Origin of the sequence: Wolbachia endosymbiont of Litomosoides sigmodontis (genome assembly GCF_013365435.1) — a bacterium.
Classification (GTDB): Bacteria; Pseudomonadota; Alphaproteobacteria; order Rickettsiales; family Anaplasmataceae; genus Wolbachia.
The window spans coordinates 533,750-559,514 of the sequence record NZ_CP046577.1 but is presented as its reverse complement, the minus strand read 5'-3'; the positions used below and the strand labels follow the sequence as shown (position 1 = coordinate 559,514).

The window sequence follows — 25,765 nt, the reverse complement described above, 5'->3', positions numbered from 1 at the left end:
ATTTAATGCTTTCTTGTACAATAGAACATTTGCAAGTTAATAGCAAACGTAATTATAGAGTCGTACAGGATAGGCACATCTTTAATTAACAATTAATAATGTTAAAGTATTTTATATACTAAGGAATTGAGTTACTATGATAGAACTCGTAATATATGCTTTACTAGCTGCATTCGTTTTTTCACGTTTATACAATTCTTTCGGGAGATCAACAAGCCTCAACCTAAAGAAACTGACTAATGTACTGGATATAAGCCAAATTAAGGAAGATGTAGTAGAGAATATTGAAGATTATATTGATAGCAACGATAAAGATCCGATAAAAGCTATTTATGAGCAAGTATTACAAAAAAACAAAGATTTCTCCATTTCCCATTTTATGGAAGGTTCAGGTTTAGCTTTTGAATTAATAATAAAGTATTTTAACCAAGGGAATTTATCTCAGTTAAAGCCTCTCTTAGATAAAGACTTGTATGCTAGCCTTGCAGGGAAGATTAAACAACGTAAAGAAGTATATGAGTCTATAATTGTTTCTATCATTTCACAAAAGATTTTAGAAATAAAACTAGTAAAAAACGTAGTATTTATTGCGGTATATTTCCTTTCGGAGCAAATTAATTTTGCTAAGAATGACAAGGGAGATATTATATCAGGTAGCACATCCATTATTAATAAAGTTGAAGATGTGTGGCAATTTAAAAAGAATGTTACTTCATCAAACCCAAGCTGGTTGCTTACTTCCATAAATTATAAAAAAGCAGATGATGATAAAATTAACGAAAAGTATGATTAACTTTGTTTAATGTGAAAAATAAATTACGTGAAATAGTACTTGATACTGAAACAACTGGCCTTGATATTGAATCAGGTCACCGCATTATTGAAATAGGATGTGTAGAATTAATTAATCGTATTCTGACAGGCAAAATATTTCATAAATATCTTAACCCAGAAAGAAATATACCTTATCACTCTTTTAAAATTCATGGCCTCAGTGAGGAATTTTTAAAAGATAAACCGTTATTTTCAGATGTTGCATTTGAATTTCTTGACTTCATATCTGGTGATATTTTGATAATTCACAACGCTGAATTTGATGTTAAGTTCCTTAACATGGAGTTAAGCAAGTTGAATGCTGGGTTAATTTCTTCGGATAGAGTGCTAGATACATTGCCGCTTGCAAGAAAAAAGTTTATAGGGTCACCTGCTTCTTTAAGTGCATTATGTAAGCGTTTTGACATATCGTTGGAGGATAGACAATTGCATGGAGCGCTCACTGATGCTAAATTGCTTGCAAAAGTGTATGTTGAGCTTACAGGGGGACTACAAACTTTTCTGTTTGACAATGAATGCAAGCAAGATCATAACTCTGCATTAATTCAGCATAAAGCATGTAACTTAACTCGCAGAGAACATTTGCCAAGTAATGAAGAAATTAATGAACATAGGAAATTGTTAGATAAAATTGACAATCCACTTTGGAAAGAATTTATTGAATAATTTAACTAATAAAAATATAATCTTATTTTATTCAGGATGTTCTAATGATAAAGTTTGTAAGGTTGCTATCTAGTATAATAGTAGCATTATCAGTAGTTTTTCTCGGTTATTGTTATTTCACTAAAAAAGGCATATTTGCTCCAGCAGTGATTCACAACGTGGGAGTTAAAGTAGGAGGAGATTTTTCTTTAGTTAATCAAGATGGACAAGTTATACACAGTAGTGATTTTAAAGATAAGTATATGATGATTTTCTTTGGATTTTCTTCATGTAAAAAGGTTTGTCCTATGAATCTTGGGATAATTTCAGAAATACTTTCAAAATTAGATAAGAAAATTAATAACAAGCTACAAACATTTTTCATAACAATTGACCCTGAACGCGATAGCATAGAAAGACTCAAGGAATTTCAGCAGCAATTTGACCATAGGATACAGATGTTAACTGGTGAAAGAAAAAAAATAGATGAGGTAATTGCAAATTATAAAGTATACACCAGCAAAGTTGGTGAAGAAGAAATTAATCATTCTTCAATAATATACCTAATTGGTCCTGGTGGAAAGTATGTTGCACACTTTGCAGCTGATCTAAATTCAGATGAAAGTCAATCTGATAAAATTGCAGCTGAGATTAAAAAATATATAAATGAATTATAGATTCCTTCTGCCTGGAATGTTGCTATCTACAAATCGTAGTATTTTTGTAGGTCAATTAGTGGATTTTTTTTTGAGTTATGCAATTTTAGCTTGAAGAAAACAAGTAGATTCAAGCTATTAATACCAATTCTCATTAATGAATATCTCAAATAAGTGATATTGGTGAGTGTGGTGGGTAGGTATATAATACTGATGTTTTAGGTACATCTAAATTTTTGAAATATACTAATTAGTAAAATCTATTCCAAAAAGTGCTTTTCGTGTTCTTAAATATTGCAACATTTATTCAAAAAAATATATTCATACAATCAGTGTTAACATTTGGTGTAAAAAAATTTTGCCTACCTAATTTTACTTTAATCTGTGTTCTAACGCCTTTTTTAAACCACCGGTATCTAGCTTTCGAATGTATAAAACTATAGTTCATCAAAGATGAATAACTCTTGTTATTGATCAAGATACTTATCAATAGTCCAATTAAGTTTTTTAAAACTCTTTTCCTGTATACATTTATCTTGTTCATCATACGTTGGTCTTGATGTAATATAAAGTGCACTGTAGACTTGCTAACATTTAAGTCAAATTTTTCCTATGTCTTATATTCTCATTTTTTTAATGGTAATATTATGGTTTTCTTGTATCTATACTAAACTTGTTTAAATTGACTCTGATTCAGTTTAATTTTTCTACAATGTTAAGGTAGCTAGTACTGTCTTTTTGAAATGCAACATATTTTTGCTACAGCTGTTATACTGTGTTTTTTTGCTGCATTACAGCATTTAGTTTTTTGTATATATAAGTTACTTCGCACTTTCTTTTGCTGATTCCAGGACTTTTTTATCTAACCAAACTTCGCTCGCATGTAGTGTTTTTTTCTACTACATTGTTGAATAGATACAACTTTAAGAAACTTGTTAAAATGGAAAAAAAAGCAAAAAAACTCCTTATTAATATCTATTTAAAAACATTAGCATTTTTTGTGTTTGAAACACTTGATAACTGCAGCTCATTTGCTTTTTAAAGTATATCGTAGTAAAAAAAGCTTAAGCTACTGCACTAATAGAACTTATTTCAGTGTGAAATTACTCGCGTAAGATTTTGGACGTCTCTTAACATCTTTTGGCATTTCAACTATATATTTAACACTGCACTTTTTTGCATATAGCACTGCTTTTTCAAGGGTATTAAACTTTATTACAATCTGTTTTTTTGGGTTTCTTGAGCCAACCCATCCCATCAGAGGTTCAATATAGTAAGACTCAGGCTCAATTTTTAGGTACCAAAAACGCATATTGCCCAAACCAGACTGTGTTACAGTTTTTGTTGGTTTATAAATTCTAAAAATTATTTTATCATCAACGTTCATAATTCTTAATTAAGTAAGCTCAAATATATCTCTAAATAAATCCTTGTACAAGCGATTAGTGTGATTTACCTTTCTCTTTAATAATTGCATCAATATAGTTTTTGCAAATTAAAAAATTAGTGTTAAATAGGAGTATGAATATAAAAAAAAAAGAAATGATTGAACTTAAAGGTCCAGAGATTTGCACAGATGAAAACAAGAAAAATTTGGTTATTTGCTTACACGGCTGGGGCTCAAGTGGAGATAACTTCATTCATCTTGCTAAAGTTATGAGCAAGTCTTTACCTAATTCATGTTTTGTAGCACCCAATGCTCCTTCTGAGAGAGAAATAGGTGGAGGTTATCAATGGTTTAGCTTAGAAGACCGCAGTGAGGAAGTGTTATATAATGGAGTAAAGAACGCTGCATCGATAGTAAATCATTTTATTGACAAGAAGTTAAAAGAGTTTAGCATGAAAGATGCACAACTTTCTTTAGTTGGATTTTCTCAAGGAGCAATGCTTGCAATACACGCAGCTCTTACCCGCTCTCAATGTTGTGCATCAGTTGTTGCATATTCTGGTAGGTTTCTTTCACCTTTAAGAGTTGCGCCTAAAATTAAATCAAGACCTAGCATGTGTATCATCCACGGTGACACTGATGACGTAGTACCTTTCTCTTCTCTTGACTTGGCGGTAAAAGCCCTAAAGGAAAATGGGGTAAGTGTTGAAGGACACCCAATTCGCGCACTGGGACATATTATTAATGAAGAAGGGCTAAAATTAGGTGTAGAATTCATTAAGAGAAATTTCAAAAAATAGTTTCTATTTTTTCAATTGCGATAAAGTAAATAAGGGTATATTTTAAAACGTAACGTACGTTTTAGTTTTTCATCACGCCAAATAGTGATGTGCTGGAGAGATATGATTATTACTCTCATTAGGCCCTATTTTGTCTGCGTTAATGTTTATGTGATTATACTGGTAATTGGTCTACAACAAAACCTATAAAAAACAAGAAGTTGCCTTAGAGCAGAAAAAAAAAGTGTCTGAATAGACCTTGTACACATTTTTTGCCTTTTATCTGAAAATATATAGCTCTCTAGTAGAACGTGCTAGTTGATTTATAGCTTAATAAAGCAAGAAATGTACAAAAAGAAAGACATCCTACGCAACCTGAAGTGATAGCATATGCAGATGAGCTTTTGAATGTTAGTCTCCAAAGATTCTTGGTATTTCTTTGTTCTTTAATCAATAAACTATCGTAAGAAGAGGAGAGTAAAGGCTTTCTTTCATCAACATCTTAACATTTTTATTGTCTTCTATAGTTAGTAGTGGGCAAATAGTACTAATTCTCAAATATACTATTAAAGAAATGAGTATAAGAATATTAGCAAGTCTAAAGTACACCTTAACATGCGAAAAATGAAGTTTTCGTATATTACGTCAAGACCAACTTACAATGAACAAGATAAAGGTAGATAGGAAGAGTTTTAAAAAATTAATGAAATTATTGGTAAGTATTAGGAATAAAAGTTGTTTATCTTTGATGAATTGTGGTTTGGCATACATTAGAACATAGGTTAAAGTAAAAATTAGGTAGATAAAAAAATATCTCTATCAGAACAGTTAATCATAGAAATAGGGAAAGCCCTAGCTTAACTGATTATACAAATATATTTCTTAAATAAATGTTATAATATTTAAAAGAGCAAGAAAAGCTCAATCCTATTAAGAGACTTTAGTTACATATATAAAATAAAATATTTTGTGTAATAAAAGTCTATAATACAATATTTTACCCTTTATGCTTATGATTTCACTACTATTAAATATCTTTCTAGTTATTCCACTTTAAAATGTAAGCGGAAGAACGGCCATGCCGATACTTATATTCTTATTCTCATTTCTTTAATAGTATATTGTGGTTTTCTTGTATCCATACTCAACTTGTTTAAATTGACTCTAATTTAATTTAGTTTTTCTACAATGTTGAGAGTAAGTAAGCAATTTTTCTTTTCTTCTAAGTTTGAGATTACTTCTTTAACTTTATTGAAGTAAAAAATTGATTTCCATTGCGGTAAATAAGCAACATTATTGAATCTTTATTGCTTTTCTTTATTGCTAAATCAACTTGTTTTTGAAAATCTTCAGTATTTTCTATATCCACTCCATCTAATTGAATAATGATATCTCCTTTTTTGATACCACGTAGTGTAGCGTTACTGTTACTATCTACATTGGTAACTATTACACCTTTTGTGGGCGTATCATTTTTGCTTTCTTTTGGTTCTTTTGGTAGATTGGAAACAGTTAAACCAGTTATATAGTCAGATGTTGACCTATTTTCTTCTATGTTACTACCTTGGCTATCATTTACAGATTCTTTGATAATAACTTTGACATTAACTTCTTTGCCTTTTCTCAATAACTTAATCTGCACTTTTTTTTCAGGTTCAGTCCTTGAAACCATTTGAGGTAGTTGTGTCATTCTATCAATTTTTTTGCCATCAAATTCTAATAATATGTCACCTACTTTAATACCACCTTTTTCTGCAGGACTATCCTTTACTATGTTTGCAACTAGTGCACCTTTTACGTCTTTTAAACCTAAGGACTCAGCAAATTCTCTTGTTATAGGCTGAACTTGTACACCGAGCCAACCATGTTTTATTTTTTTACCACTTTTTAATGTATCAATAATAGATATAGCTAGATTAGATGGTATAGCAAAACCTATACCTACATTGCCACCAGACTCAGATGGGGAATAAATAGCAGTGTTAATGCCTATAACTTTTCCATTTAAATCAAATAATGGCCCTCCAGAGTTGCCCCTATTGATTGCAGCGTCAGTTTGAATAAACTCACTTGTGGTGCCAATACTAATGTCTCTGGACCTTGCGGATATAATTCCTGTGCTCACAGAACCACCTAAACCAAATGGATTACCTATTGCCATAACCGTATCACCAACTCTTGCTTTGTCGGAATTACCAAACGTTACAAAAGAAAAGTCTTTGTCAGCTTTGATCTTAAGCACAGCTAAGTCAGTTCTTGCGTCGTAACCCAAAACTTCTGTCTTGAAATAAGTATTATCATTCATAGTAACTGTGATATCTTGAGCATTTTTAATAACGTGATAATTGGTTACTATAGTTCCACTTTTATCTATAATAAATCCTGATCCAAGCAACACCACCTCTCTGTTGATATTAGGGTTTCTATCTGTAAAAAATTGATCAAAATGCTCAAAAAATTCTCTAAAATCATCAAAGAAATTGTTTCTTGGTGTAAAAGGGGGCTTAGTTCTATTGTTATTTTCTTGCTTAATTATTTGCTCACTTGAGATATTTACGACTGCAGGAATAAGTTCTTCCACTAAATCAGCAAGTCCTTGATTGCAATTACATACATGAGTGTTAGTGTCTTGGATATTTTTTGCACCCCAATCAAACATATCAGCATACGAAGAAAACGAAATCAGGAAATATGTAAATATAGATAAAACCTTACTTTTCATAGACTATTTCCATCCTTTATTTAAAATACTTAAGAAATTATTATTTGGTGAAAGTACAAATTTAGTATTGTTTTTAGCAAATGATTTACTGTAAGCTTTCATAGAACGATAAAAGTTAAAAAACTCTTCATCAGCTTTAAATGCACTATTATAAATTCTGGTTGCCTCAGCATAACCACGACCTCTTATTTCATAGGATTCTCTTACTGCACTAGCAATAATTTCCCTTTTTAGTTTATCAGCTTTTGATCTAATTTCCTGTCCTGCTTGTTCTCCTTCTGCTCTGATTTCTTTTGCTTCTTTTTCTCTTTCAGTTTGCATGCGTCGAAATATTGCAGAGCTATTTTCTTCTGGTAAATCTGCTCTCTTAATCCTAACGTCTATTATTTCTATACCAAATTTTCCAGCTTCAGAATAAACTCCACGTTGAATTAGCTGCATGACTTCTGATCTTTTTTCGTTTAATAAACTAATTAATGAAAACCTCCCTATATTTTCTCTTATATGAGCTTCCATGATTGGATATAGTCTTCTGACCAACCCTGATTCATTTTTCACAGTTTGGTAAAAAATGACAGGATCTGCTATTCTATATTTTGCATAAGCATCTACTATAACACGTTTTTGATCTGCAGTTATCACTTCTCTTGGAGTTTTATCAGGGCTTAAATCTAAAACTCTCTTATCAAGAAATTCTACATTATTTATAAGTGGTAACTTAAAATATAAGCCACTTTTTCTAATGTCTCGTACAACTTTACCCAGTTGTATAACTATTGCTTGCTTTGTTTCTTGCACAACAAATATTGAATTGGACAAAATGATCAATAAGGTAGCAAATATAGAAATAAAAGCAATTTTAATATTACTACGCATGATTATTTTCCCAAATTTATAAGAGGTAAATAAGAAAACATACCTTTCAAATCGTCAGTGACAACAACTTTATCTACTTTATTAAAGATATTTTCCATAGTTTCAAGATAAATACGGCTCTTAACAAGAGAAGGATTTTTTTTATATTCCTCATAAAGAGATAGAAAGCGATTTGCATTACCTTTTGCTTCATTTATTATTTCATTTTCATATGCTTCTGCATCTAGTTTTATCTTTATTGCCTCACCCTTTGCTCGAGGTACAATATCATTGCTGTAAGCATATGCCTCGTTTATAGTGCGCTCTTTATCTGCACGAGCACTTTGTACATCTCTAAATGAACTAATTACTTTTTCTGGTGGATCGATTTTTTTCATTTGGACAGACAAAATTTCTATGCCCATTTGATATCCGTCAAGAATTTGTTGCAATAAAATTCTAGTATCTCTGGAAATTTCAGCTCTACCTTGACCTTCAAGTGCAAAAGAAATTGTATTTTTGCCTATTATCTCTCTCATAGCACTCTCAGCGGCATTTTTAACACTGAAACCAGGTTTATAGTCTCGCACTTTGAATAAATAATCCTTAGCATCTCTAACACGCCATTGAACCTCAAAATTAACGTTGACTATATTCTCATCTCCAGTGAGCATCACACCTTCGCCGCGATCTGCATCTCGCCCATAAGAGCTACTTATTCCAATTTCTTCATGATTTACTTCCTTAACATTCACTTTAAAAACCTTGCCGATAGGATATGGGAGGTGATAACGCAAGCCAGGTGTTTCTGTGTTAGAATATTTACCAAATATAAGTTCTATGCCTTCTTCACTTGGATGGACGATATAGAAACCAGTACAGGCGTAAAATAACAAAATAATAAAAATAATGAGATAAGGTTTTTTGCTGCTATTTCTTGTTAAGTTGATAAAAGAGTACCTTATTTTAGATATAGCTTTACTTAAAATATCTTCATTATTAGAAGTTTTATTTTCTACAGTTTTTTTTCCAAGGTTCCAAGGATTATGCTCATCAAACATAGTGATTAATTCTATAACTAATACGCTAGTATTACTTCTTTAATAAGAAAATGCAAACATAAATTACTTTTATTTACGAATTAATCATCAGAATGAAAGATGTAGTCATACACTCTCTTTTCTCCATGTAATATAATTGATTCTGTGGACCTTTCTGGCCTTATTTTAATCCTTATTAATTATTCTTTAAATGGACTGCGTTTTCATACAGGCAAGAATAATGATTAGATAATAAAACTGTTATTAAAACTGCAATGATTGAGAAAAAGAATGCCTTTTATTATATAAAATACTGCATAAGTACTTTAGTCTGAAGAGCATTTAACCTAATTTTTTATGCTATAGAAAACATTTCAAGCAAAACTATTTAAAGGTGAATAAGTACTAACGGTCTAGTTAATACTAACTTAAGAATCGAAAGTGTACAATAAATATGCTTAATTAATAGTGAGGTTCAAAGTGTTACTTAGTCAAGAAATAAATTCAAATTCTATTGAAGTACAGAAACTTCAGCAAGTAGATAGTATTACACCTTCAGAGGATTTGTTACAACAAGTGCAATTATTAGAAAAAAGGATAAAGTTATTAGAAGTAACGAACAGAGTAATCCTTGGTTTATTTATAGGCACGTTAACGTCAACCGTGACAATAGGAGCTGGTTTTGCAATTGCAGCAGCTCCAATAGTTGCAGGCAGCATAGTAGGTGGAATACTTGCAATTTTAGCATTTGCAGCGCTTGGTGCAACTGTGTATAAATACAGGGTACAAATAGAAAATGGCTTCAGATATGCTACGGAAAAAACAATTGAAGGAGCAAAATATATTGGAGGAAGAATTAAAGATAGTGCTGTGCGTACTAAAGACTCAATAAAAGAAGCTGCGGATTCTGTAGAACAAGCAGCAAGGGAGGGAATTAGTTCTGCATTGAAAACAATGGGGTACAAGCTAGATAACTTGGGTGCGAGTATATCTAATTTAGATAGCATCCCCTATTCAATAGGGCTGCAAAATTCAATGGTTATTTTGAAAACCAAAGAAAAAACGAAAAGTTTCAATAGTATAAAAGAAATGTTTGTTAAGGAGGTTTTTGAAGATAAAGCTATTGATAGCTCTGTTTTAGTTAAAAAAATATTCTCTGAATTAAAGGGAGAAATATTGAAGAAAGCTTACTCTCTTAATGATCAACAAGGTTTCAAAGAAAAACAATTAATTAGTCAATTAGGGCAGCAAGCAGATTTTATTAGTAAATTAAACTCTAGAAAATTGCAAAATCTGTTGACTCAAGGTAACAATAATCTTTATGAAATTTTCTCTGAACACCATAATGAGATTAAGAGAATTGTTGAAAAGAACAAAATAAAGTTCAAACTTTTAGAAAGTCTTAATGGAATGGCAAGAGGGTGTGGTGAAAGTAGAAAAGATTCAACGCAGTCTAATTTATCAAGAAGCAATTTATTTAGTTCTGTAGAAACTGACGATACTGTTAGCAGTACAGCAGAATTATTAAATTCTAAAAAGAATAAAAAAGTGCTATTTTCTAATAGATCTTTAAAATGGTTATGGAATAAAGGAAATAAGGCACCAGAAGAAGCTGCTAACGCTAAGTATCAAATACTTTCTGAAGATGATACTCCTGTTTCAGCTAAAAAAGGTGCTGATAAGACTGTAACAGTTAATCACAACCTTTTTAGAAGCAACTCATCTAATAGCTTAAATGGTTCTTTTGTACTTGCTCCAATAGCTCTACCACAAGTATCAAAAGGGCCTTGTCTGAGCCCATTAAGTTCTGATAGTGTAGTGGATTCTGGTCCTTTCATGCTGGAGAAACAAAGTCTTTTTCCAGAAAATTTAGCTAAGGCTCGTGCAAGCTTAAAAAGTACAGGATTTTTGGATAAATTGGTGAGACAGCAGCCTTCTAATTCTACCCTAGTAGGGTGGGGAAGTGCAGGTGAAGGCTTCAAAAAAGATAAACCTGCTACAAAGTTTAATCAACCTAAAGCTGAAAAACTAGATGTAGAAGTGTTATATCTCTAAAAAAATACTGCTTTCTGCAAAGGATGTTACTTGGTGAGTAACATCCTTATTTCTCTTGATAAATTAATCTAAGTGAAGTATATTAACAATGCATTTATGTAAATTCTGATGAATAGTTTGGTTTTAGTTTATATAACTTTTTCAAGTGTGAAGGAGGCTGAAACTATTTCTAAAGAATTATTAAGCAAGAAATTAATTGTATGTGCAAATATATTTCCTAAAGTGAATTCTTTTTATTTATGGAAAGGTAAAATTAACAGTAGTCGTGAAGTAATAACAATTATGAAAAGCAGAGGAGATCAAGTTGAGAAAATTATAGAAAAAATAGAGGCAATGAATTCTTATGATCAGCCAGCTATTGTGATAATACCTATAGAAAAAGTGAATAAATCTTTTGCTAATTGGATTAATAGTATTATTGATGTGAGTAGTATTGGGGTGTAGCCAAGTGGTAAGGCAGCGGTTTTTGATACCGCCATTCGAAGGTTCGAATCCTTCCATCCCAGCCATATTAAGGATGGTATAAAATGATATCACTTCTCTATAAATTAAGTTTATTAAATTATATATTAGGCAGCTTAAAGGGTATAGTTGTAAAGCTATTTTTCCTTATAGTGTATCTTTATGTATCCAGCATTATGCTTATGTTTCTCAGCAATGGCTTTTGGTATGCTGTAGAATTTAGCCCTCCAAAAAATGCATTTTACTATCTGTTTCAATATTGTAAGTGGTATTATGGTAGCAGAGAAAATCTGAGTTATGGAGTTTCTTTTAGAATGTTAGTAGCACTTCTTGCTCCGCATTTTTTCTATAAGTTATTTTTAAATACAGGCTGGAAGTCTTTTTTAAAGGAGATGATGATACGAATGCTTAAATTTATAATTACAGGCAAAAGTGGTAGTAGAGTAAGTCATAGTAATAAACCAAGTGCTAATAATTATGGTTGTAGTAGCAAGAGCAGTTACAGTAATAACAGTCATTATAGTTGTAATGATGAACATCATTCTCAAGATATAAAACTGAAAGTAAATATGATAAAGCAGCTGTTGGTTAAAGATATAGAGGAAGCTATAGATAAAAGACTGTATGATATTTTTTTTAGCGAAAAAGGCAAATCTCGTTAAGTGCATATGGGAGCTTTATCTGATTTTAGTAAGGCCTTTCAAGAACAGTATTGGTTACATGAATAAAGTACCTAGAACTTGAAAGGGAAGAAAAATTGCTTATAAAGAAATAAAGATGAAGTTTTTGCATATTATGCCAAGACTAATTCACAAACAAAAGTTATTTTTCTTCGGTGAATCATTAAGGTTTGTCACGCATTTGAAAGTTGTACACTGGTAATTTTAAAAGGATGCTAGAATATATAAAGTAAAATTAGGTAGACAGAATTTTTACCTCTGCAATATTAACAACGATTATATGAATATATTTTTTGAATATAAATCTTATAATGTTTAAGAATCAAGAAGCCTTTCCTGTTTGTACAAATTTATTACCTTTCTTTATAAGGTCACTTATTTGACTTACTGATATATAAAAATTTGCATTAATACAAACCTACGTATACCTTTGGTGACGTACTCTATTTTCAAAGAAATTCTTATGTTTAACACCATTTAGTATTCTACCAAGCTCAGTAAGGGCTATCATATATAGCCTTCCAGGCCTAATTGCGTTAATCTTCTATTCAACATCTCTTAAGCTAAAGGTAAGCTTTATGAACTCATTTTCAAGTTCAACGACAGTGTGACATGCAGAATATAGTTTCTCTTGGAAAAGCTTGCAAGCACCATGCATATTTCCGTTGATTTAAATATATTTGAATAATGCCTCATATAGCATATTTACCTCAGTATCTGCTTGAGTGAAGAACCTAAAAATCTGAATCAGTAAATTTTTTTCACACTAGAAAATTTGGCTTTCTAATTTATTACATCATCAGTAAAAGAAACTTCTTCTGGTATTCAATGTATTCTTTGGTGCTGTAATCAAGTATCGTATACTCAAGAGCAATTGAAAGGTTTATATATTAGATCTACTCTAGTAATAACATAGAGTATCTAATTATTTTCTGAAGTAAATATTATATTAAGCGATATAAAAAATCAGTCAATTTAACTTTTGCAAAATTTGACGGCAGATATTTTATTAGTATATTGTAGCTTTAAGTGATTTATCAACAGAGATGCGAGTACTAGTATTTTTTATTTTGTTGTTGTTTTTAGTAAGCTGTCACACTATTTACAATCATGGAGTTCCAGACGTTAATATTGAATTGCATAGTAAGATAAAAGTAGGTGATGATAAAGAAAAAGTGATTCACACTTTAGGATCACCAACATTGATATCTAAATTCGACGAAAATGTTTGGTACTATATCTCATATAAAGTTAAACAGATTAATTTCTTAGGAAAGAGAAAATATAGCAGCAAATCTCTGCAAATTTCATTTGATTATGGTGACAAAGTTATAAGTGTAGAAGAAATCGACGTTTTAGAGAGGTCTTTGGTTGCTGTTGATTGTAAACTTGCTGACCTGTAAAGGTTCTCTGTAAAAATAAAATTTTACTGTGCTGTTGTAAAGAAAACTAAATGCTGTAATTGCAGCAAAAACACAGTGTAACAGCAGTAACAAAAATGTATTTCATTTCAAGAACAGCATTCCTTAACGCAGTAGAAAAACTAGATTAAATCAGAGTTAATTTGACGAATTGAAGTATAGATACAAGAAGACCCTAATATTATTTCTATATAAGAATAGAGTTGTTTAGTTATGGAGTTAAAAGAAAAGGTAATAAATTTGCACAAAGCGCTTTAATATTTTGTTTTATATACAACCTAAGTCTCTCAATAAGATTTAGCTCTGGTGGTAGGTATACAATCTTGACATTTTTAGGTAATTTTAATTTTTTTAATTTATATTAACTAGCATAATCCGTAACAAGAAAAGCTTTTTGTATTCTTAAATATTGTGACATTTGTTTAAAAATATATTCATATGATCGTTGTTAACCTTGTAAAGGTAAAAATTCTATCTACCTAAATTTTACTTTAAAGCCGTGTCCTAACATTCTTTTAAATTACCATGTATAACTTTCATAAGATACGAAAACTTCATTTTTTGTATAGTAAGTAATATTAGGGTCTTCTTGTATCTATACTTCAATTCGTCAAATTAACTCTGATTTAATCTAGTTTTTCTACTGCGTTAAGGAATGCTGTTCCTGAAATGCAACACATTTTTGTTACTGCTGTTAACACTGTATTTTTGCTGCAATTACAGCATTTAGTTTTTCTTTACAACATATGCACTGTTTTACACCACCTTTAGCGTTTCTTTTGCTGATTATACGACTTTTTCATCCAATAATTTGATTTTAGTATTATTTAAATCTTGCTATTTTACTTACTTCAGTAAGGCTTCTTTTTCGTCATTGCCTATAACGTTTCTTATACAGTGAGAATTAGTATTAAAACAAAGAGAAAACGCATATGTTAAAGTCTGGTTTACTATTATAGCTGATTTGAGCTTTACAATAGCTAATATCTTGCTAATACAAACTATTCAACTTTAGAAACGTAAAAAGTTACTGTCAGAAAATAGGTTAAGCATAAAGCTTAATATATTTTCTTTTTGCTAGATAAAATAAATATGCTACTACAAATAAGCATAAGCACTTATCTGTAGAAAATTTTATATAATTGCCAAAATGCGCAAAGGTACTATCAATGACTGATACTATGACTAAAGCAATGAAATTTGTTATATAGAACCAGAGCTTAGATTCCAATTTTTCAAAAATGATTCTGCTTGAGAAGAAAGACACTAAAATTGCAGTTTAAGAATACAACATAATACTGTGCACGTTATAAAGCAGTGCATATTATTAATTTATTTGAATTGTTGAGCAAAGCAAGACTAATATTCTAAGTAAATATTCACATAGTGAAAGAAAATTATTTAGCATATAGAACTTTCTCTTCTGTCACTTTACCAATACAGAATAGATTATACCTAAAAGGTCTTTGAAACTCTTCTAGTTTTGTGGTGCAATCTGTATTTTCTGTTTTTTCTACTGGCATTAGTGAAAAATCAATTTCTGCATTAAGATTTCCTGCAATTAGCGCTTTTACTAAAACAATAGTCAGGCCATCCTAATACTTTCTCTTAATTTCCGCCTAGTTAAAACACTTATATCAAGTCTCCAGGCATTTTCAATATTTTCTATAATCTTAGCTATTTCCATTGTATCCTTGACAGATCTCTTTAAGTTGTCATAGCTACTTTTTTTGGAGTATAAGCATTACATTAGTCAGCATCACTAGATGACTATATTTCTTCTTACGGCTATATGATTACGTATGGTAGTATTAATTACATATGCTGCCATATGATAAGTTAAGACAATAGTTTCGCTGCACAATCCTCGCAGAAACTTAGTTTCGATATTCATTATTAGAAGGGTGGAAGAAATTCCGTCGACATACCTGTACTATTAAACTATCCGATTACGCTGACTTCCATATTATGTCTTTTTAGATTTACTCAAATATAGGCAGATTTTCTTCTGGCAAGTGCTAAGGTCATTCTCTAGTATATGCTCTTCATCTTTAAAAAGATATAATTAAAAAATTAAATGCACTATTCAGATTTTTTATGTAACTATATTTACTATTTTATTTGGGACAACATATACAGCGCAAACTTTGCTTTGATTGATCTTATCAGATACAGAATTTATTGCTATTTGCTTTAATTCTTCTTGAGGCAAGTTAATTTCCACCTCAATTGTTGCATGCAATTTTCCATTAATTTGCACTGCCACAGTTACCATATCATCAATCAATAGTGACTTGTCAACCTTTGGCCAAGGTTGCAGATATAGCATACCTTCACCCCCTATTTCCTGCCATAAATTCTCAGCCAGATGTGGTATAAATGGTTCAACTACTCTAATTAATATACATATACCTTCGTCAATGAGAGATTTTCCACTTTCTACATCTATTTCAGCTATTAAATTTGTCGTCTCACGAAATTTTGCCACTGCACAATTTAACCTGCAGTTTTCTAAGTCATCTGTAAGTCCGTGTAAGAGTTTATGTATTTTTTTTCTATATTCTAGAAGTTTACCTGTAACGTTTTTATTTGATGTTGTTCTAGCATGTAACAACATGTGTTCTTTCTGGATCTCAGTATCAGCTACTCGGTTAACAAGGGATTGATTTGGGATGACAATGGGTTTGAATTGCATTACCATGCGCCATAATTTATTTACATAGCGAGAACAACCTTCTACGCCGTCATCAGACCATTCCATATCTTTCTCTGGAGGGGTATTAGATAATACAAACAAGCGAGCAGTATCAGCACCGTACTTCTCTATGATAAAATTTGGGTCAACTGTATTCTTTTTTGATTTACTCATTTTCTCAACTTTCCCGATTTGAATCTTAGCACCTTGTGCTATCAATTTTTTTGCTTCTTCAGGAAACAGCCATTTATCATTCTCGTCTTTGTAAGTTACATGGCAGACCATTCCTTGAGTGATTAAAGTAGAGAAAGGTTCCTTAATATCAAAATATCCACATTTGGTCAAAGCTCGACAAAAAAATCGTGAGTAAAGCAGATGCAAGATTGCATGCTCTACCCCACCTATATAATAATCAACAGGCATAAAACGATTACATGCATTCTCATTGATAGATTTATTTTCACTACAAAATGCAGCAAAATACCACGAAGATTCAAAAAAGGTGTCAAATGTATCAGTTTCACGCTCTGCTTGCTCTTTGCATTTTGGACAATTAACAAACTTCCAAGTTGGATGTTTATCCAGCGGATTACCTCCACTTGTAAAGTCTATATCTGTTGGTAGAGTTACAGGAAGATCTTCTTCTGGTGCTGGAACAGTACCACAATTTTTACAATATATAATAGGTATAGGACATCCCCAATAACGCTGTCTTGAAATTCCCCAATCATGCAAGCGATAATTTGTTGTTTTTTTACCTATTCCTTTTTTTTCAAGCTTTTTAACTATTACTTCTTTCGCTTCACTAACTGTTAGTCCGTTTAAGAATTCAGAATTAAACATTATCCCATTATTAGAAGTAGCTTGACATTGGAATCCAGTATTATGAGAACCATAATTACCCACTGAAATGGGACTAAAATGGGCTGAAAAAATGACCGGAATAATTGGCAAATCATATTCCTGTGCAAATTCAAAATCACGCTGATCATGTGCAGGGCATCCGAAAATTGCTCCTTCTCCATATTCCATCAATACAAAATTCGCTACGTAAAGAGGTAATTCCTTACCAAGAAAAGGATGTTTGACGTTCAATCCTGTGTAAATTCCTATTTTTTTATTATTTTTCTTCTGTGTTCTTATGCTACTGATAGTGTTCTGTATTTCTTTGCTCTTAAGATCTTGCACAATGGAATGCTCTGCCGCCACTGCGCAAAAAGAAGCTCCAAATAAAGTATGGGGGTAAGTTGTAAAAATCTTTAATTTCTTGTTCAGGCCAACTATTTCTAACTCTATAGTTACTCCTTCAGATTTTCCTATCCAGCGCTCTTGCATTATTTTAACCTTTTCTGGCCAATTCTTTAAGCCTTGTAAGCACTCAAGTAAATCTTTGGCAAAATCAGTAATCTTTAAAAACCATTGTGACAACTTACGCTTTTCAATAATTGCACCTGATCTCCACCCTCTTCCATCAATTACTTGTTCATTTGCAAGCACTGTCTGGTCTACTGGATCCCAATTAACCCAAGACTCTTTTCGATAGACAAGTCCTTGCTTTAAAAAATCTAGGAAAAATTTCTGTTCATGTTTGTAATAGTCAGGTTCGCATGTAGAGAGTTCACGTTCCCAATTATAAGAAAGACCTATAGATCTCAATTGTTTACGCATGTTATCTATATTCTCTTTTGTCCACACTGCAGGGTTAATATTATTATCTCTTGCTGCATTTTCAGCTGGTAATCCAAATGCGTCCCAACCAATTGGGTGTAAAACCTCAAATCCATGAGCTCTCTTGTAACGCGCTATCACATCTCCTATTACGTAGTTGCGCAGATGTCCCATATGAATTTTACCAGATGGATATGGAAACATTTCCAACACGTAACATTTCCCTTGTTTATTATTTTTGCTAACAGAAAAATCCCACCTGTCTTGATAAAATTTTTCTACGTTTTTAAAGTTGTATTTCATACAAATCCAAACCTAATTATAGTTCATATACATCAAAGGATCTACTACCTGGCCATTATGGCGTATTGTAAAGCACATCTGTAAGTCTTTATCTTGTGCACTTGACTTACCTGCAGACCCAATCACTTGACCTTGCTTTACTTTATCACCAATTTTAATTTGTATATTCTTTAAGTAGGAGTATGCAGTTGTGTAATTATCTTTGTGTTCCACTATAATTAAATTTCCATATCGTCTCAGTCCTTTGCCTACGTATATCACTTCGCCAGGGGCAGATGCAACCACATTTGTTCCACCTTGAGCAGCGATTTTCACTCCATCTTTGCACTCTTCATCAGAAGAGGCAGCTGAAATGATAGTACCTTTTACTGGCATTACAAATTTATAACTTGCCTTGTTAATCGCTATATCTTGCGGGTTGTTGTTATATGCTTCACTTATGGCAACTTTTCTACTTTCTTTTTGCATTGAAAAATCGATATCTTCTCTAATTAAATGGTATTCTCTTGTACGTTCTAGGTGTCTCTTTCCATAAAATTCCTCACCTTTAAGTAACACAAGTACAGGTTTTTGTATGCCACAGCTTACTAGTATTGCTGATAACACAAAGAACGAGGCTATATGCCACATAGATTTATTTAGATAGCTCAGACTATATTAAATAGCATACTTTTTGGGTAATGAAATTTTTTTTTATTCACTGATTTTGGGCTAAATTTTCATAAATTGGGCTACAAAGTAAGCTTGGTGCTTTTTTGTAGATAAAACACAAATAATGCTGCTTGAGCTTTTTCTTACCTGTTTTAATTCACTTTTTAAGAAAATCACTTTGTTTTGGGTATTGCTAATCACTAAACGATCTATTGCCCTTATACGAACAAAGAAATTTTTAATATCTTTCTATTAATGTTCATAGATCAAGGGTAAATATTTAATTTCAGCTATAACAAAGAGGCTATACATTAAATTGATAGATAATGATGTGAAAAAGGAAGACTTGCTGAAATAAGTAAAATAACAAGGTTTAAATGGTGTTAAAATCAAGATTATTGAATGAAAGAGTCGTGAAACTAGCAAGAAAAATGCCTGAAGAAAGTGCTTACTAATACGAATTACTCCAGCTTTCAAAACGTGAAATCACCGTCAAAAAACAGATTAGGCATAAAGCTTAGTGCCCTATATTGATGTGTAGGAAAGTTTAAGAGCTAAGTCTCTGACATGTATTAATAAATAAGCACTTTCTTACAGAAAACTTATATAATAGCCAAAGTACTTAACGGTACTATCAATTACTGATGCTGTGACAAAAGTAATGAAATTTGTTATATGGAACTGGAGCTTGGATTTTAATTTTTCAAAAATGATTACACATGAGAAAATTGGCACTAAAATTGCAGTGTATGAAGTCAATATTATCAAGCTTAAATCTTATCATTTAAAGACATAATATAACACTGTGTGCGTTATTAGACTATATAGCTTTTCTCCTTTATCATAAAATTTAACTATTAAATTTGTAACTAAAAGCAGCTTCTGTAACTAAGGCAGCGCACGTTATTAATTTATTAAAATAATTGAATAAAGCAAGTCTAATAGATAAAAGAATTGGTAAAATAAACATAATTACCTACCTAGATTTAGCTAATTATAGTACGCAATCCTATTAAAAGACTTTAAGTTATATGTAAAATGGAACGTTTCACGTGATAAAGGTCTATAATAATTATAACCCATACAGATTAAAGATAACTTAATCCTTTATTACTCATAATTAAGTGAGGGTAGAGTTTGTCAAGTAATTTTTTAATCGTGTTTTCTCCCTCTTTTTAAATCACACTGCTAGTGTAGTTATACACTAAGTACTAGGTAATTAAAGGATAATTTAGAAGAACTCAATAATAATTAGCTACTTTTAATATCATTTAGCAAATTTCTTATTTTTTTTTTACTTTACTAAAGAATCCTTCAGATTGCTGATGTATACTTGCATTTTCCTCTTCTTCAAGTGCTTTTAATAGCTCAATTTGCTTTTTAGTTAAATTATTCGGATTTAAAGTCTCAACTATTACTTGTACATACAAATCACCACGAGTATGTGAGTTCATATAAGGCATACCCTTTTCCTTACAGCGTAGTTTAGTACTAGTCTGAGTACCTTCTGGAACTTTTACTTTTATTTTAGTTCCATCAATAGACTGAACATCAATTTCACCACCAAGTACTGCTAGTGTCATTTTTATAGGAACTTTACAATGTAAATCTGCTTTATTTCTGGTAAAGATTTTATGTGGAGTAATTTTAACATATACATATAAATCTCCGTTTTTTCCATCTCTTACTCCAGCTTCTCCTTTACCGCTTACCCTTACCTTAGCACCTTCCTCTATGCCCTTTGGAATTGAAACTGATATATTTACTCCATCTCTTCTACGTCCACTTCCACCGCATTTCTTACATTTATTCTGTACTATTTCTCCTTCTCCATAACATGTAGTACATGTTCTTTCAATTGTAAAAAAGCCTTGCTGTGTTCTAATTCTACCACTTCCTTGGCATGTATGGCACTGAACTGGTTTAATTGCCCCTTCACTACCCGTACCTTGACACGTGTCACATTTTACGTTCGTGACGTAATGTATAGGTGCTTGTATTCCTTTAAATGCATCTTCTAAGGTAATTTCAAGATCATAGCGCAAATCTGCTCCAGGTGCTCCTGTTGTGCTTCTTTTTGCTTTTGATTTACTTGAGCTACCAAATCCTCCACCAAAAAAATCATTGAATATGTCACTAAAATCTCCTGCAGAGCCAAAACTTTGGCTGAAGTCAAATCCACTGGAAGCACCTTCGCGACCATAACGATCATAGCCTGCTCTTTTCTCAGAATCAGACAGGACTTCATATGCAGCTGTTATTTCTTTGAATTTTTCCTCTGCTTCTTTATTGCCAGGATTCCTATCTGGATGATACTTTAACGCTAATTTCTTATATGCTTTTTTTATTTCATCAATACTAGCATTTCTACCTACTCCCAGCAGCTCATAGTAGTCTTTTTTACTCATATGTAACAGTTCAGTATTTAACTTTTAAAGATAGGTATTGTATACATCAATTTCAAGTGTGGCCTCTATTTCCTATGTAGACAAGAACATAATGTGCTAATAATGCCAAAGCTTGTCAAAGCTGATGGGGTGTGGGTACAGCATAATATTAATATGATAACAAATAAAAATACGGTATTATGCATAATATAGCCAAAATTTTGTTTATAAAAAAAGAAGATATTGGGTAATTCACTTAACAAGGCTAACGCATTTTAGCTTGTAGCTAAGTTCTTTGGGTACTCTTATATTACTTGCATCTATAATATTTGCTACATTTTCTAATGTGCCTATACCTCTAGCTTTAAAGTAAAACAATTTTAGAGAACGCAGATAATATTAATATCATTGTTAGCGAGTCAAATAAGTAAAATTGCAGAATTGTTTAATTGTGTAGTAAGGAAGTAATAAATTGTATAAAGCACTCTTAAGCAAAGTAACTGTATTATAGCCTTTATTATGCAAAATCCTCTGTTAAATTTTTTAATTTACACCAACTAGTGCCATTCCATGCCAAGAAAGGCTTCTCATATTCTTAAGTATTAGAACATTTATTCAAGAAATATATTCATACAGTCAGTGTTGATATTTAGTGCAAATAAGCTAGAACTCTCTCCATTTCTAGCATCTACTGCACTGTAACGCCATTTTAAAAATCACTCGTGCTCAACTTTCAAATGTGTGACAAACTGCAATTCATCAAAGATGAATAACTCTTGTACGGGATATTTACTAATAGTCTCATTAAGTTTTTTAAAACTCTTCCTGTCTATCTTTATCTTGTTCATTATGGATTGGTCTTGACGTAATATGTGAAACTTCATTTTTGAGGTATATTATAGACTTGCTGACATTCAAGCCAAATTTTCCTAGATTCTTATTCTCATTTCTCTAATGTTAATATTAGAATTTTCTTATATCCATACTTCAACTTATTTAAATTGGCTCTGATTTAATCTAGTTCTTCTATGGCGTTGAAACTGTGCTTTTTGCTGATTATAGCAGCTAGTTTTTTTTGTAACATATGCGTTACTTCATACTTTTTTAGCATTTCTTTTGCTGATTTCGCGAGACTTTTTTTATTTAAAAATTTTGATTCTAGTGATTTCTTTATTTTTTTTTAATTACTGCTTTGCAAGCTTCTCTAGTATTTGTCTCTTGAAAGAGAGTGTGTAGCGTCTCAATGGACTTTATGATATGCTCAGGGGGAGGTGCAGTAATAGTGATTTTTTTACCATTTGGTAGTTTTAAAGATAAAGAATATGAGTGAAGGTGGATTTTACTTGCTATGCCATCGACAAAAGCTTTTTTGCCACCATATTTGCCGTCACCAAGAACAGGACAGTTTATATAAGCTAAATGTGCACGCAACTGATGTGTTCTGCCAGTGATTGGTTGTAATTTTAAATAAGCAACAGATCTAGTTTCATTCCAGCGTTTAGCACTAGAATCTGACTTTTTGATTGAGAATGTTGTGTAATGCGCTTGTTTACAATCAATTTTGCCAGGTCTCAATGTCATGGCGCTGAGATGACAAAAAAAGGTACTTGGATAACAAAAGGGAGCACTGAAATCACAGGAAGAAAGGCCGCTTAAGTGATGCACTTTTGGTAAACTTGAATTACAATGTTCGTATAACTGTGCATTAGCTACTTGAATGATAGGACGTTGCATGAAAGGTTTATTAAATTTGAATTTTGCTATAATCGAGAAACGTGTAGTAGCATTCTTGGATGAATTTTCGTCAATGACCACTTTTTCTTGACCTGAAACATATTTCTTCACCAATGGATAGTCTATTACTCCTCTATTCTTGCTTGGTATGCCAGAGGTTAATGCTAAGTAAGTTTTTTTTACTCTCCTTCCTTTAAATTCCTCTATAAGATATCTGGCAACATTAACATTGCGTGCGAATATTATTACTCCGCTTGTGTCTTTATCTAGTCTATGGACAATTTTAAATATTTTCCCCTCTCTAATTTGATCAAGCAAGTCACTAATACTAATCTTTACTTTTATTCCACCTTGAACAATTACTCCTGCAGGTTTGTTAATGGCTAATATATATTCGTCCTCGTATAATATGTTACTTCTTAATAGCTCTATCAATTTTTCATTATATTTGAAATCAGAATTAGTATTTTTAATACAATCTAAGTATTTTATCATTATAATTTGTCCGTAATTTACTCTGTCATTAGACTGGGCTTTGCAGTCATTAACTTTGATTAATCCTCTCCTTAAAGACCTCTCAATTGTAGATTGCTTTAAATTGGGAAAGATCCTTCTAATGTATCTGTCTAGCCTAACATTGTTATCTTCTACTGATATGGTTTTTATATTTTCCATCTACTTTATCTGAATAAATACCAGTGTCAGTTATTTGTATGGCATAGATTAAAGTGTAGCACAAAATATACTCTGCAAAATCGTTTATTATACCAATTTTCACTGTTTAAATGGCATTAGAATCAAAATTTTTAAATAAAAAAAATCTCGCGAAATCAGCAAAAGAAATGCTAAAAAAGTGTGAAGCAACGCATATGTTACAAAAAAACTAGCTGCTATAATCAGCAAAAAGCACAGTTTCAACGCTATAGAAGAACTAGATTAAATCAGAGCCAATTTAAATAAGTTGAAGTATGGATATAAGAAAATTCTAATATTAACATTAGAGAAATGAAAATAAGAATCTAGGAAAATTTGGCTTGAATGTCAGCAAGTCTATAATATACCTCAAAAATGAAGTTTTACATATTACATCAAGACCAATTCATAATGAACAAGATAAAGATAGACAGGAAGATTTTAAAAAACTTAATGAGACTATTAGTAAATATTTCGTACAAGAGTTATTCATCTTTGATGAATTGCAGTTTGTCACACATTTGAAAGTTGAGCACGAGTGATTTTAAAATGGCGTTACAGTGCAGTAGATGCTGGAAATGGAGAGAGTTCTAGCTTATTTGCACTAAATATCAACACTGATTGTATGAATATATTTCTTGATAAATGTTCTAATACTTAAGAATATGAGAAGCCTTTCTTGGCATGGATTGGCACTAGTTGGTGTAAATTAAAAAATTTAACAAGAAGATTTTGCATAATAAAGGTTATAATACAGTTACTTTGCTTAAGAGTGCTTTGTACAACTTATTACCTCCTTATTACATAATTAAACAATTCTGCAATTTTACTTATTTGACTCGCTAACAATGAGAATTGGTATCAGCAAATGTGATTTATAGTATTGGTTGATAATGTGGACATATAAAAGACGTGAGGTACGCACAGTGCAAAAAATTAAACATAAGGCGTTAGATACATTAAGTTTTTTTATTGTTCAATCTGTACAGGGAAGATAAATAATTAAGCTTCAGTGTTATGAGCTAGCAAGGTTTGTAAGGGAATTATTTTTATCTTTAATTTACAAATAACGTCTAGTAGACTTATAAACGTCAGTATATAGCTCATTAATGTTTGGCTCTTCACTGTTTTTAGAAAAATCTTCTGACTTTTTCACTAAATCTCGTACTTCCTTGTCAATTGCTTTACATTCTTCCTCTGAAGCGATTTTATTATCTATTATGCACTTCTTTAAAGTGCTTATAGGATCATGATTTTGCTTCATGTCTTCAACTTCTTCTTTCGAACGATAAGTAGCAGGGTCTGACATCGAATGGCCGCGATATCGATATGTCTTCATTTCAAGTAAAATAGGTCCTTTTCCGCTACGTGCGTGCTCAGCTGCTTCACTTGTGGCCACATAAACAGGGAAGAAATTCATTCCATCAACTTGCTTTCCAAGAATACCAAAGCTTTCCCCTCTTTTATATAGCTCAGTTACTAAAGTTGATCTTTGTACGGAGGTTCCCATCGCATACTTGTTATTTTCTATGATATAAACCACAGGTAACTTCCACAAGGAAGCCATATTAAATGACTCATATACTTGCCCTTGACTTGCTGCACCGTCACCAAAATACGTGAACACTACGTTATCTTTTTTCTTATATCTATTAGCAAATGCTATTCCCGTGCCAATTGGAACTTGTGCACCAACTATTCCATGTCCACCAAAGAATTGCTTTTCGACATCAAATATATGCATTGAGCCACCTTTACCTTTTGAGCACCCCGTTTCTTTGCCAGTCAGCTCTGCCATCACAATCTCTGGATTGGAATTACATGCAAGCATTAAACCATGGTCCCTATAACTTGTGACGAAAGCATCACCAGGTCTTGATGCAGCATAAGTCCCAACTGCAACTGCCTCCTGTCCTATTGATAGATGACAAAATCCACCTATTAGTCCTATTCCATATAATTGCCCTGCCTTTTCCTCAAATCTGCGTATAAGCAACATTTTCCTGTAAAATTCAATCATACGCTCTTTAGTGAAATTTTCTGCTTTCATCTTGTTTTTTTTTTATTAAACTAAAATAATATCAGAAATTTTAACATC

General features: G+C 31.7%; 17 protein-coding genes, 1 tRNA gene and 1 pseudogene. 9 read left to right on the top strand and 10 right to left on the bottom strand.

Going from position 1 to position 25,765, the window contains the following annotated elements:
- Positions 1-136: 136 nt before the first annotated feature.
- Genes GOY07_RS02330 through GOY07_RS02320 form a run of 3 tightly spaced genes read left to right on the top strand, consistent with a single transcriptional unit; the run spans position 137 to position 2,156 of the window.
- Positions 137-793, top strand: a complete 657-nt coding sequence (locus GOY07_RS02330) for a Tim44/TimA family putative adaptor protein (RefSeq protein ID WP_175837929.1) — start codon at positions 137-139, stop codon at positions 791-793.
- Positions 794-804: 11 nt separating this feature from the next.
- Entirely contained in the window at positions 805-1,500 is a 696-nt protein-coding gene (dnaQ, locus tag GOY07_RS02325; protein ID WP_175837927.1) for a DNA polymerase III subunit epsilon, read from the top strand.
- Positions 1,501-1,544: 44 nt separating this feature from the next.
- Positions 1,545-2,156 (top strand): SCO family protein, encoded by a 612-nt coding sequence (locus tag GOY07_RS02320; RefSeq protein WP_175837926.1) that lies wholly within the window; start codon positions 1,545-1,547, stop codon positions 2,154-2,156.
- A 1,066-nt stretch (positions 2,157-3,222) separates the two neighbouring features.
- Here the strand turns inward: GOY07_RS02320 and GOY07_RS02315 are convergent.
- Complete coding sequence (locus GOY07_RS02315) at positions 3,223-3,522, bottom strand: NADH dehydrogenase ubiquinone Fe-S protein 4 (RefSeq protein WP_175837924.1); 300 nt, start codon at positions 3,520-3,522, stop codon at positions 3,223-3,225.
- A gap of 155 nt (positions 3,523-3,677) precedes the next feature.
- Between GOY07_RS02315 and GOY07_RS02310 the strand changes: the two genes are divergently transcribed.
- On the top strand, positions 3,678-4,322 hold the full coding sequence (locus GOY07_RS02310; RefSeq protein ID WP_175838520.1) for an alpha/beta hydrolase: 645 nt from the start codon (positions 3,678-3,680) through the stop codon (positions 4,320-4,322).
- A 1,213-nt stretch (positions 4,323-5,535) separates the two neighbouring features.
- On the opposite strand, the gene GOY07_RS02305 is transcribed toward GOY07_RS02310, so the two are convergent.
- The 3 genes from GOY07_RS02305 to hflK are packed head-to-tail and all read right to left on the bottom strand — an operon-like array spanning position 5,536 to position 8,939.
- Positions 5,536-7,023: a DegQ family serine endoprotease gene (locus tag GOY07_RS02305; RefSeq protein WP_175837922.1), complete on the bottom strand. Its 1,488-nt coding sequence runs from the start codon at positions 7,021-7,023 to the stop codon at positions 5,536-5,538.
- A gap of 3 nt (positions 7,024-7,026) precedes the next feature.
- Positions 7,027-7,899: a protease modulator HflC gene (gene hflC / locus GOY07_RS02300; RefSeq protein ID WP_175837920.1), complete on the bottom strand. Its 873-nt coding sequence runs from the start codon at positions 7,897-7,899 to the stop codon at positions 7,027-7,029.
- A gap of 2 nt (positions 7,900-7,901) precedes the next feature.
- A complete protein-coding gene (gene hflK, locus GOY07_RS02295) occupies positions 7,902-8,939 on the bottom strand; it encodes an FtsH protease activity modulator HflK (RefSeq protein ID WP_175837918.1) in 1,038 nt (345 codons plus the stop codon).
- A gap of 459 nt (positions 8,940-9,398) precedes the next feature.
- Between hflK and GOY07_RS02290 the strand changes: the two genes are divergently transcribed.
- From GOY07_RS02290 to GOY07_RS02275, 4 genes are all read left to right on the top strand, one after another.
- A complete protein-coding gene (locus GOY07_RS02290; RefSeq protein WP_175837917.1) occupies positions 9,399-10,973 on the top strand; it encodes an actin-bundling T4SS effector WalE1 family protein in 1,575 nt (524 codons plus the stop codon).
- Positions 10,974-11,081: 108 nt separating this feature from the next.
- Positions 11,082-11,417: a divalent-cation tolerance protein CutA gene (gene cutA, locus GOY07_RS02285; RefSeq protein WP_175837915.1), complete on the top strand. Its 336-nt coding sequence runs from the start codon at positions 11,082-11,084 to the stop codon at positions 11,415-11,417.
- Positions 11,408-11,482: transfer RNA gene (locus tag GOY07_RS02280), tRNA-Gln, on the top strand. The genes cutA and GOY07_RS02280 overlap by 10 nt, the downstream gene beginning before the upstream one ends.
- Positions 11,483-11,500: 18 nt before the next feature.
- Positions 11,501-12,097, top strand: a complete 597-nt coding sequence (locus GOY07_RS02275; RefSeq protein WP_175837914.1) for a hypothetical protein — start codon at positions 11,501-11,503, stop codon at positions 12,095-12,097.
- Positions 12,098-12,733: 636 nt separating this feature from the next.
- Here GOY07_RS02275 and GOY07_RS04665 read toward each other — a convergent pair.
- Positions 12,734-13,024: pseudogene (locus GOY07_RS04665) on the bottom strand (ribonucleotide-diphosphate reductase subunit beta); the annotation flags it as partial.
- A gap of 137 nt (positions 13,025-13,161) precedes the next feature.
- Here GOY07_RS04665 and GOY07_RS02270 point away from each other — a divergent pair.
- Positions 13,162-13,518 (top strand): outer membrane protein assembly factor BamE, encoded by a 357-nt coding sequence (locus tag GOY07_RS02270; protein WP_175837912.1) that lies wholly within the window; start codon positions 13,162-13,164, stop codon positions 13,516-13,518.
- Positions 13,519-15,631: 2,113 nt separating this feature from the next.
- Here the strand turns inward: GOY07_RS02270 and leuS are convergent.
- From leuS to pdhA, 5 genes are all read right to left on the bottom strand, one after another.
- Positions 15,632-18,202 carry a leucine--tRNA ligase gene (gene leuS, locus GOY07_RS02265; RefSeq protein WP_175837910.1) on the bottom strand — a complete coding sequence of 857 codons (2,571 nt, stop codon included), beginning with the start codon at positions 18,200-18,202 and terminating at the stop codon, positions 15,632-15,634.
- A gap of 12 nt (positions 18,203-18,214) precedes the next feature.
- On the bottom strand, positions 18,215-18,832 hold the full coding sequence (locus GOY07_RS02260) for a murein hydrolase activator EnvC family protein (protein WP_175837909.1): 618 nt from the start codon (positions 18,830-18,832) through the stop codon (positions 18,215-18,217).
- A gap of 1,304 nt (positions 18,833-20,136) precedes the next feature.
- The gene (gene dnaJ / locus GOY07_RS02255) at positions 20,137-21,261 is read right to left on the bottom strand and encodes a molecular chaperone DnaJ (protein ID WP_175837907.1); all 1,125 of its coding nucleotides are present in this window, start codon (positions 21,259-21,261) and stop codon (positions 20,137-20,139) included.
- 1,149 nt (positions 21,262-22,410) lie between these two features.
- Positions 22,411-23,649: an RluA family pseudouridine synthase gene (locus GOY07_RS02250; protein ID WP_175837905.1), complete on the bottom strand. Its 1,239-nt coding sequence runs from the start codon at positions 23,647-23,649 to the stop codon at positions 22,411-22,413.
- 1,078 nt (positions 23,650-24,727) lie between these two features.
- On the bottom strand, positions 24,728-25,717 hold the full coding sequence (pdhA, locus tag GOY07_RS02245; protein WP_175837903.1) for a pyruvate dehydrogenase (acetyl-transferring) E1 component subunit alpha: 990 nt from the start codon (positions 25,715-25,717) through the stop codon (positions 24,728-24,730).
- Positions 25,718-25,765 lie beyond the last annotated feature (48 nt).

Excerpts from the sequence above, each read along its gene's own strand:
- GOY07_RS02330 (WP_175837929.1), top strand. The coding sequence starts at position 137 with ATGATAGAACTCGTAATATATGCTTTACTAGCTGCATTCGTTTTTTCA.
- GOY07_RS02320 (WP_175837926.1), top strand. The coding sequence starts at position 1,545 with ATGATAAAGTTTGTAAGGTTGCTATCTAGTATAATAGTAGCATTATCA.
- GOY07_RS02315 (WP_175837924.1), bottom strand. The coding sequence starts at position 3,522 with ATGAACGTTGATGATAAAATAATTTTTAGAATTTATAAACCAACAAAA.
- GOY07_RS02310 (WP_175838520.1), top strand. The coding sequence starts at position 3,678 with ATGATTGAACTTAAAGGTCCAGAGATTTGCACAGATGAAAACAAGAAA.
- GOY07_RS02305 (WP_175837922.1), bottom strand. The coding sequence starts at position 7,023 with ATGAAAAGTAAGGTTTTATCTATATTTACATATTTCCTGATTTCGTTT.
- hflC (WP_175837920.1), bottom strand. The coding sequence starts at position 7,899 with ATGCGTAGTAATATTAAAATTGCTTTTATTTCTATATTTGCTACCTTA.
- hflK (WP_175837918.1), bottom strand. The coding sequence starts at position 8,939 with ATGTTTGATGAGCATAATCCTTGGAACCTTGGAAAAAAAACTGTAGAA.
- cutA (WP_175837915.1), top strand. The coding sequence starts at position 11,082 with ATGAATAGTTTGGTTTTAGTTTATATAACTTTTTCAAGTGTGAAGGAG.
- GOY07_RS02275 (WP_175837914.1), top strand. The coding sequence starts at position 11,501 with ATGATATCACTTCTCTATAAATTAAGTTTATTAAATTATATATTAGGC.
- GOY07_RS02270 (WP_175837912.1), top strand. The coding sequence starts at position 13,162 with ATGCGAGTACTAGTATTTTTTATTTTGTTGTTGTTTTTAGTAAGCTGT.
- leuS (WP_175837910.1), bottom strand. The coding sequence starts at position 18,202 with ATGAAATACAACTTTAAAAACGTAGAAAAATTTTATCAAGACAGGTGG.
- GOY07_RS02260 (WP_175837909.1), bottom strand. The coding sequence starts at position 18,832 with ATGTGGCATATAGCCTCGTTCTTTGTGTTATCAGCAATACTAGTAAGC.
- dnaJ (WP_175837907.1), bottom strand. The coding sequence starts at position 21,261 with ATGAGTAAAAAAGACTACTATGAGCTGCTGGGAGTAGGTAGAAATGCT.
- GOY07_RS02250 (WP_175837905.1), bottom strand. The coding sequence starts at position 23,649 with ATGGAAAATATAAAAACCATATCAGTAGAAGATAACAATGTTAGGCTA.
- pdhA (WP_175837903.1), bottom strand. The coding sequence starts at position 25,717 with ATGAAAGCAGAAAATTTCACTAAAGAGCGTATGATTGAATTTTACAGG.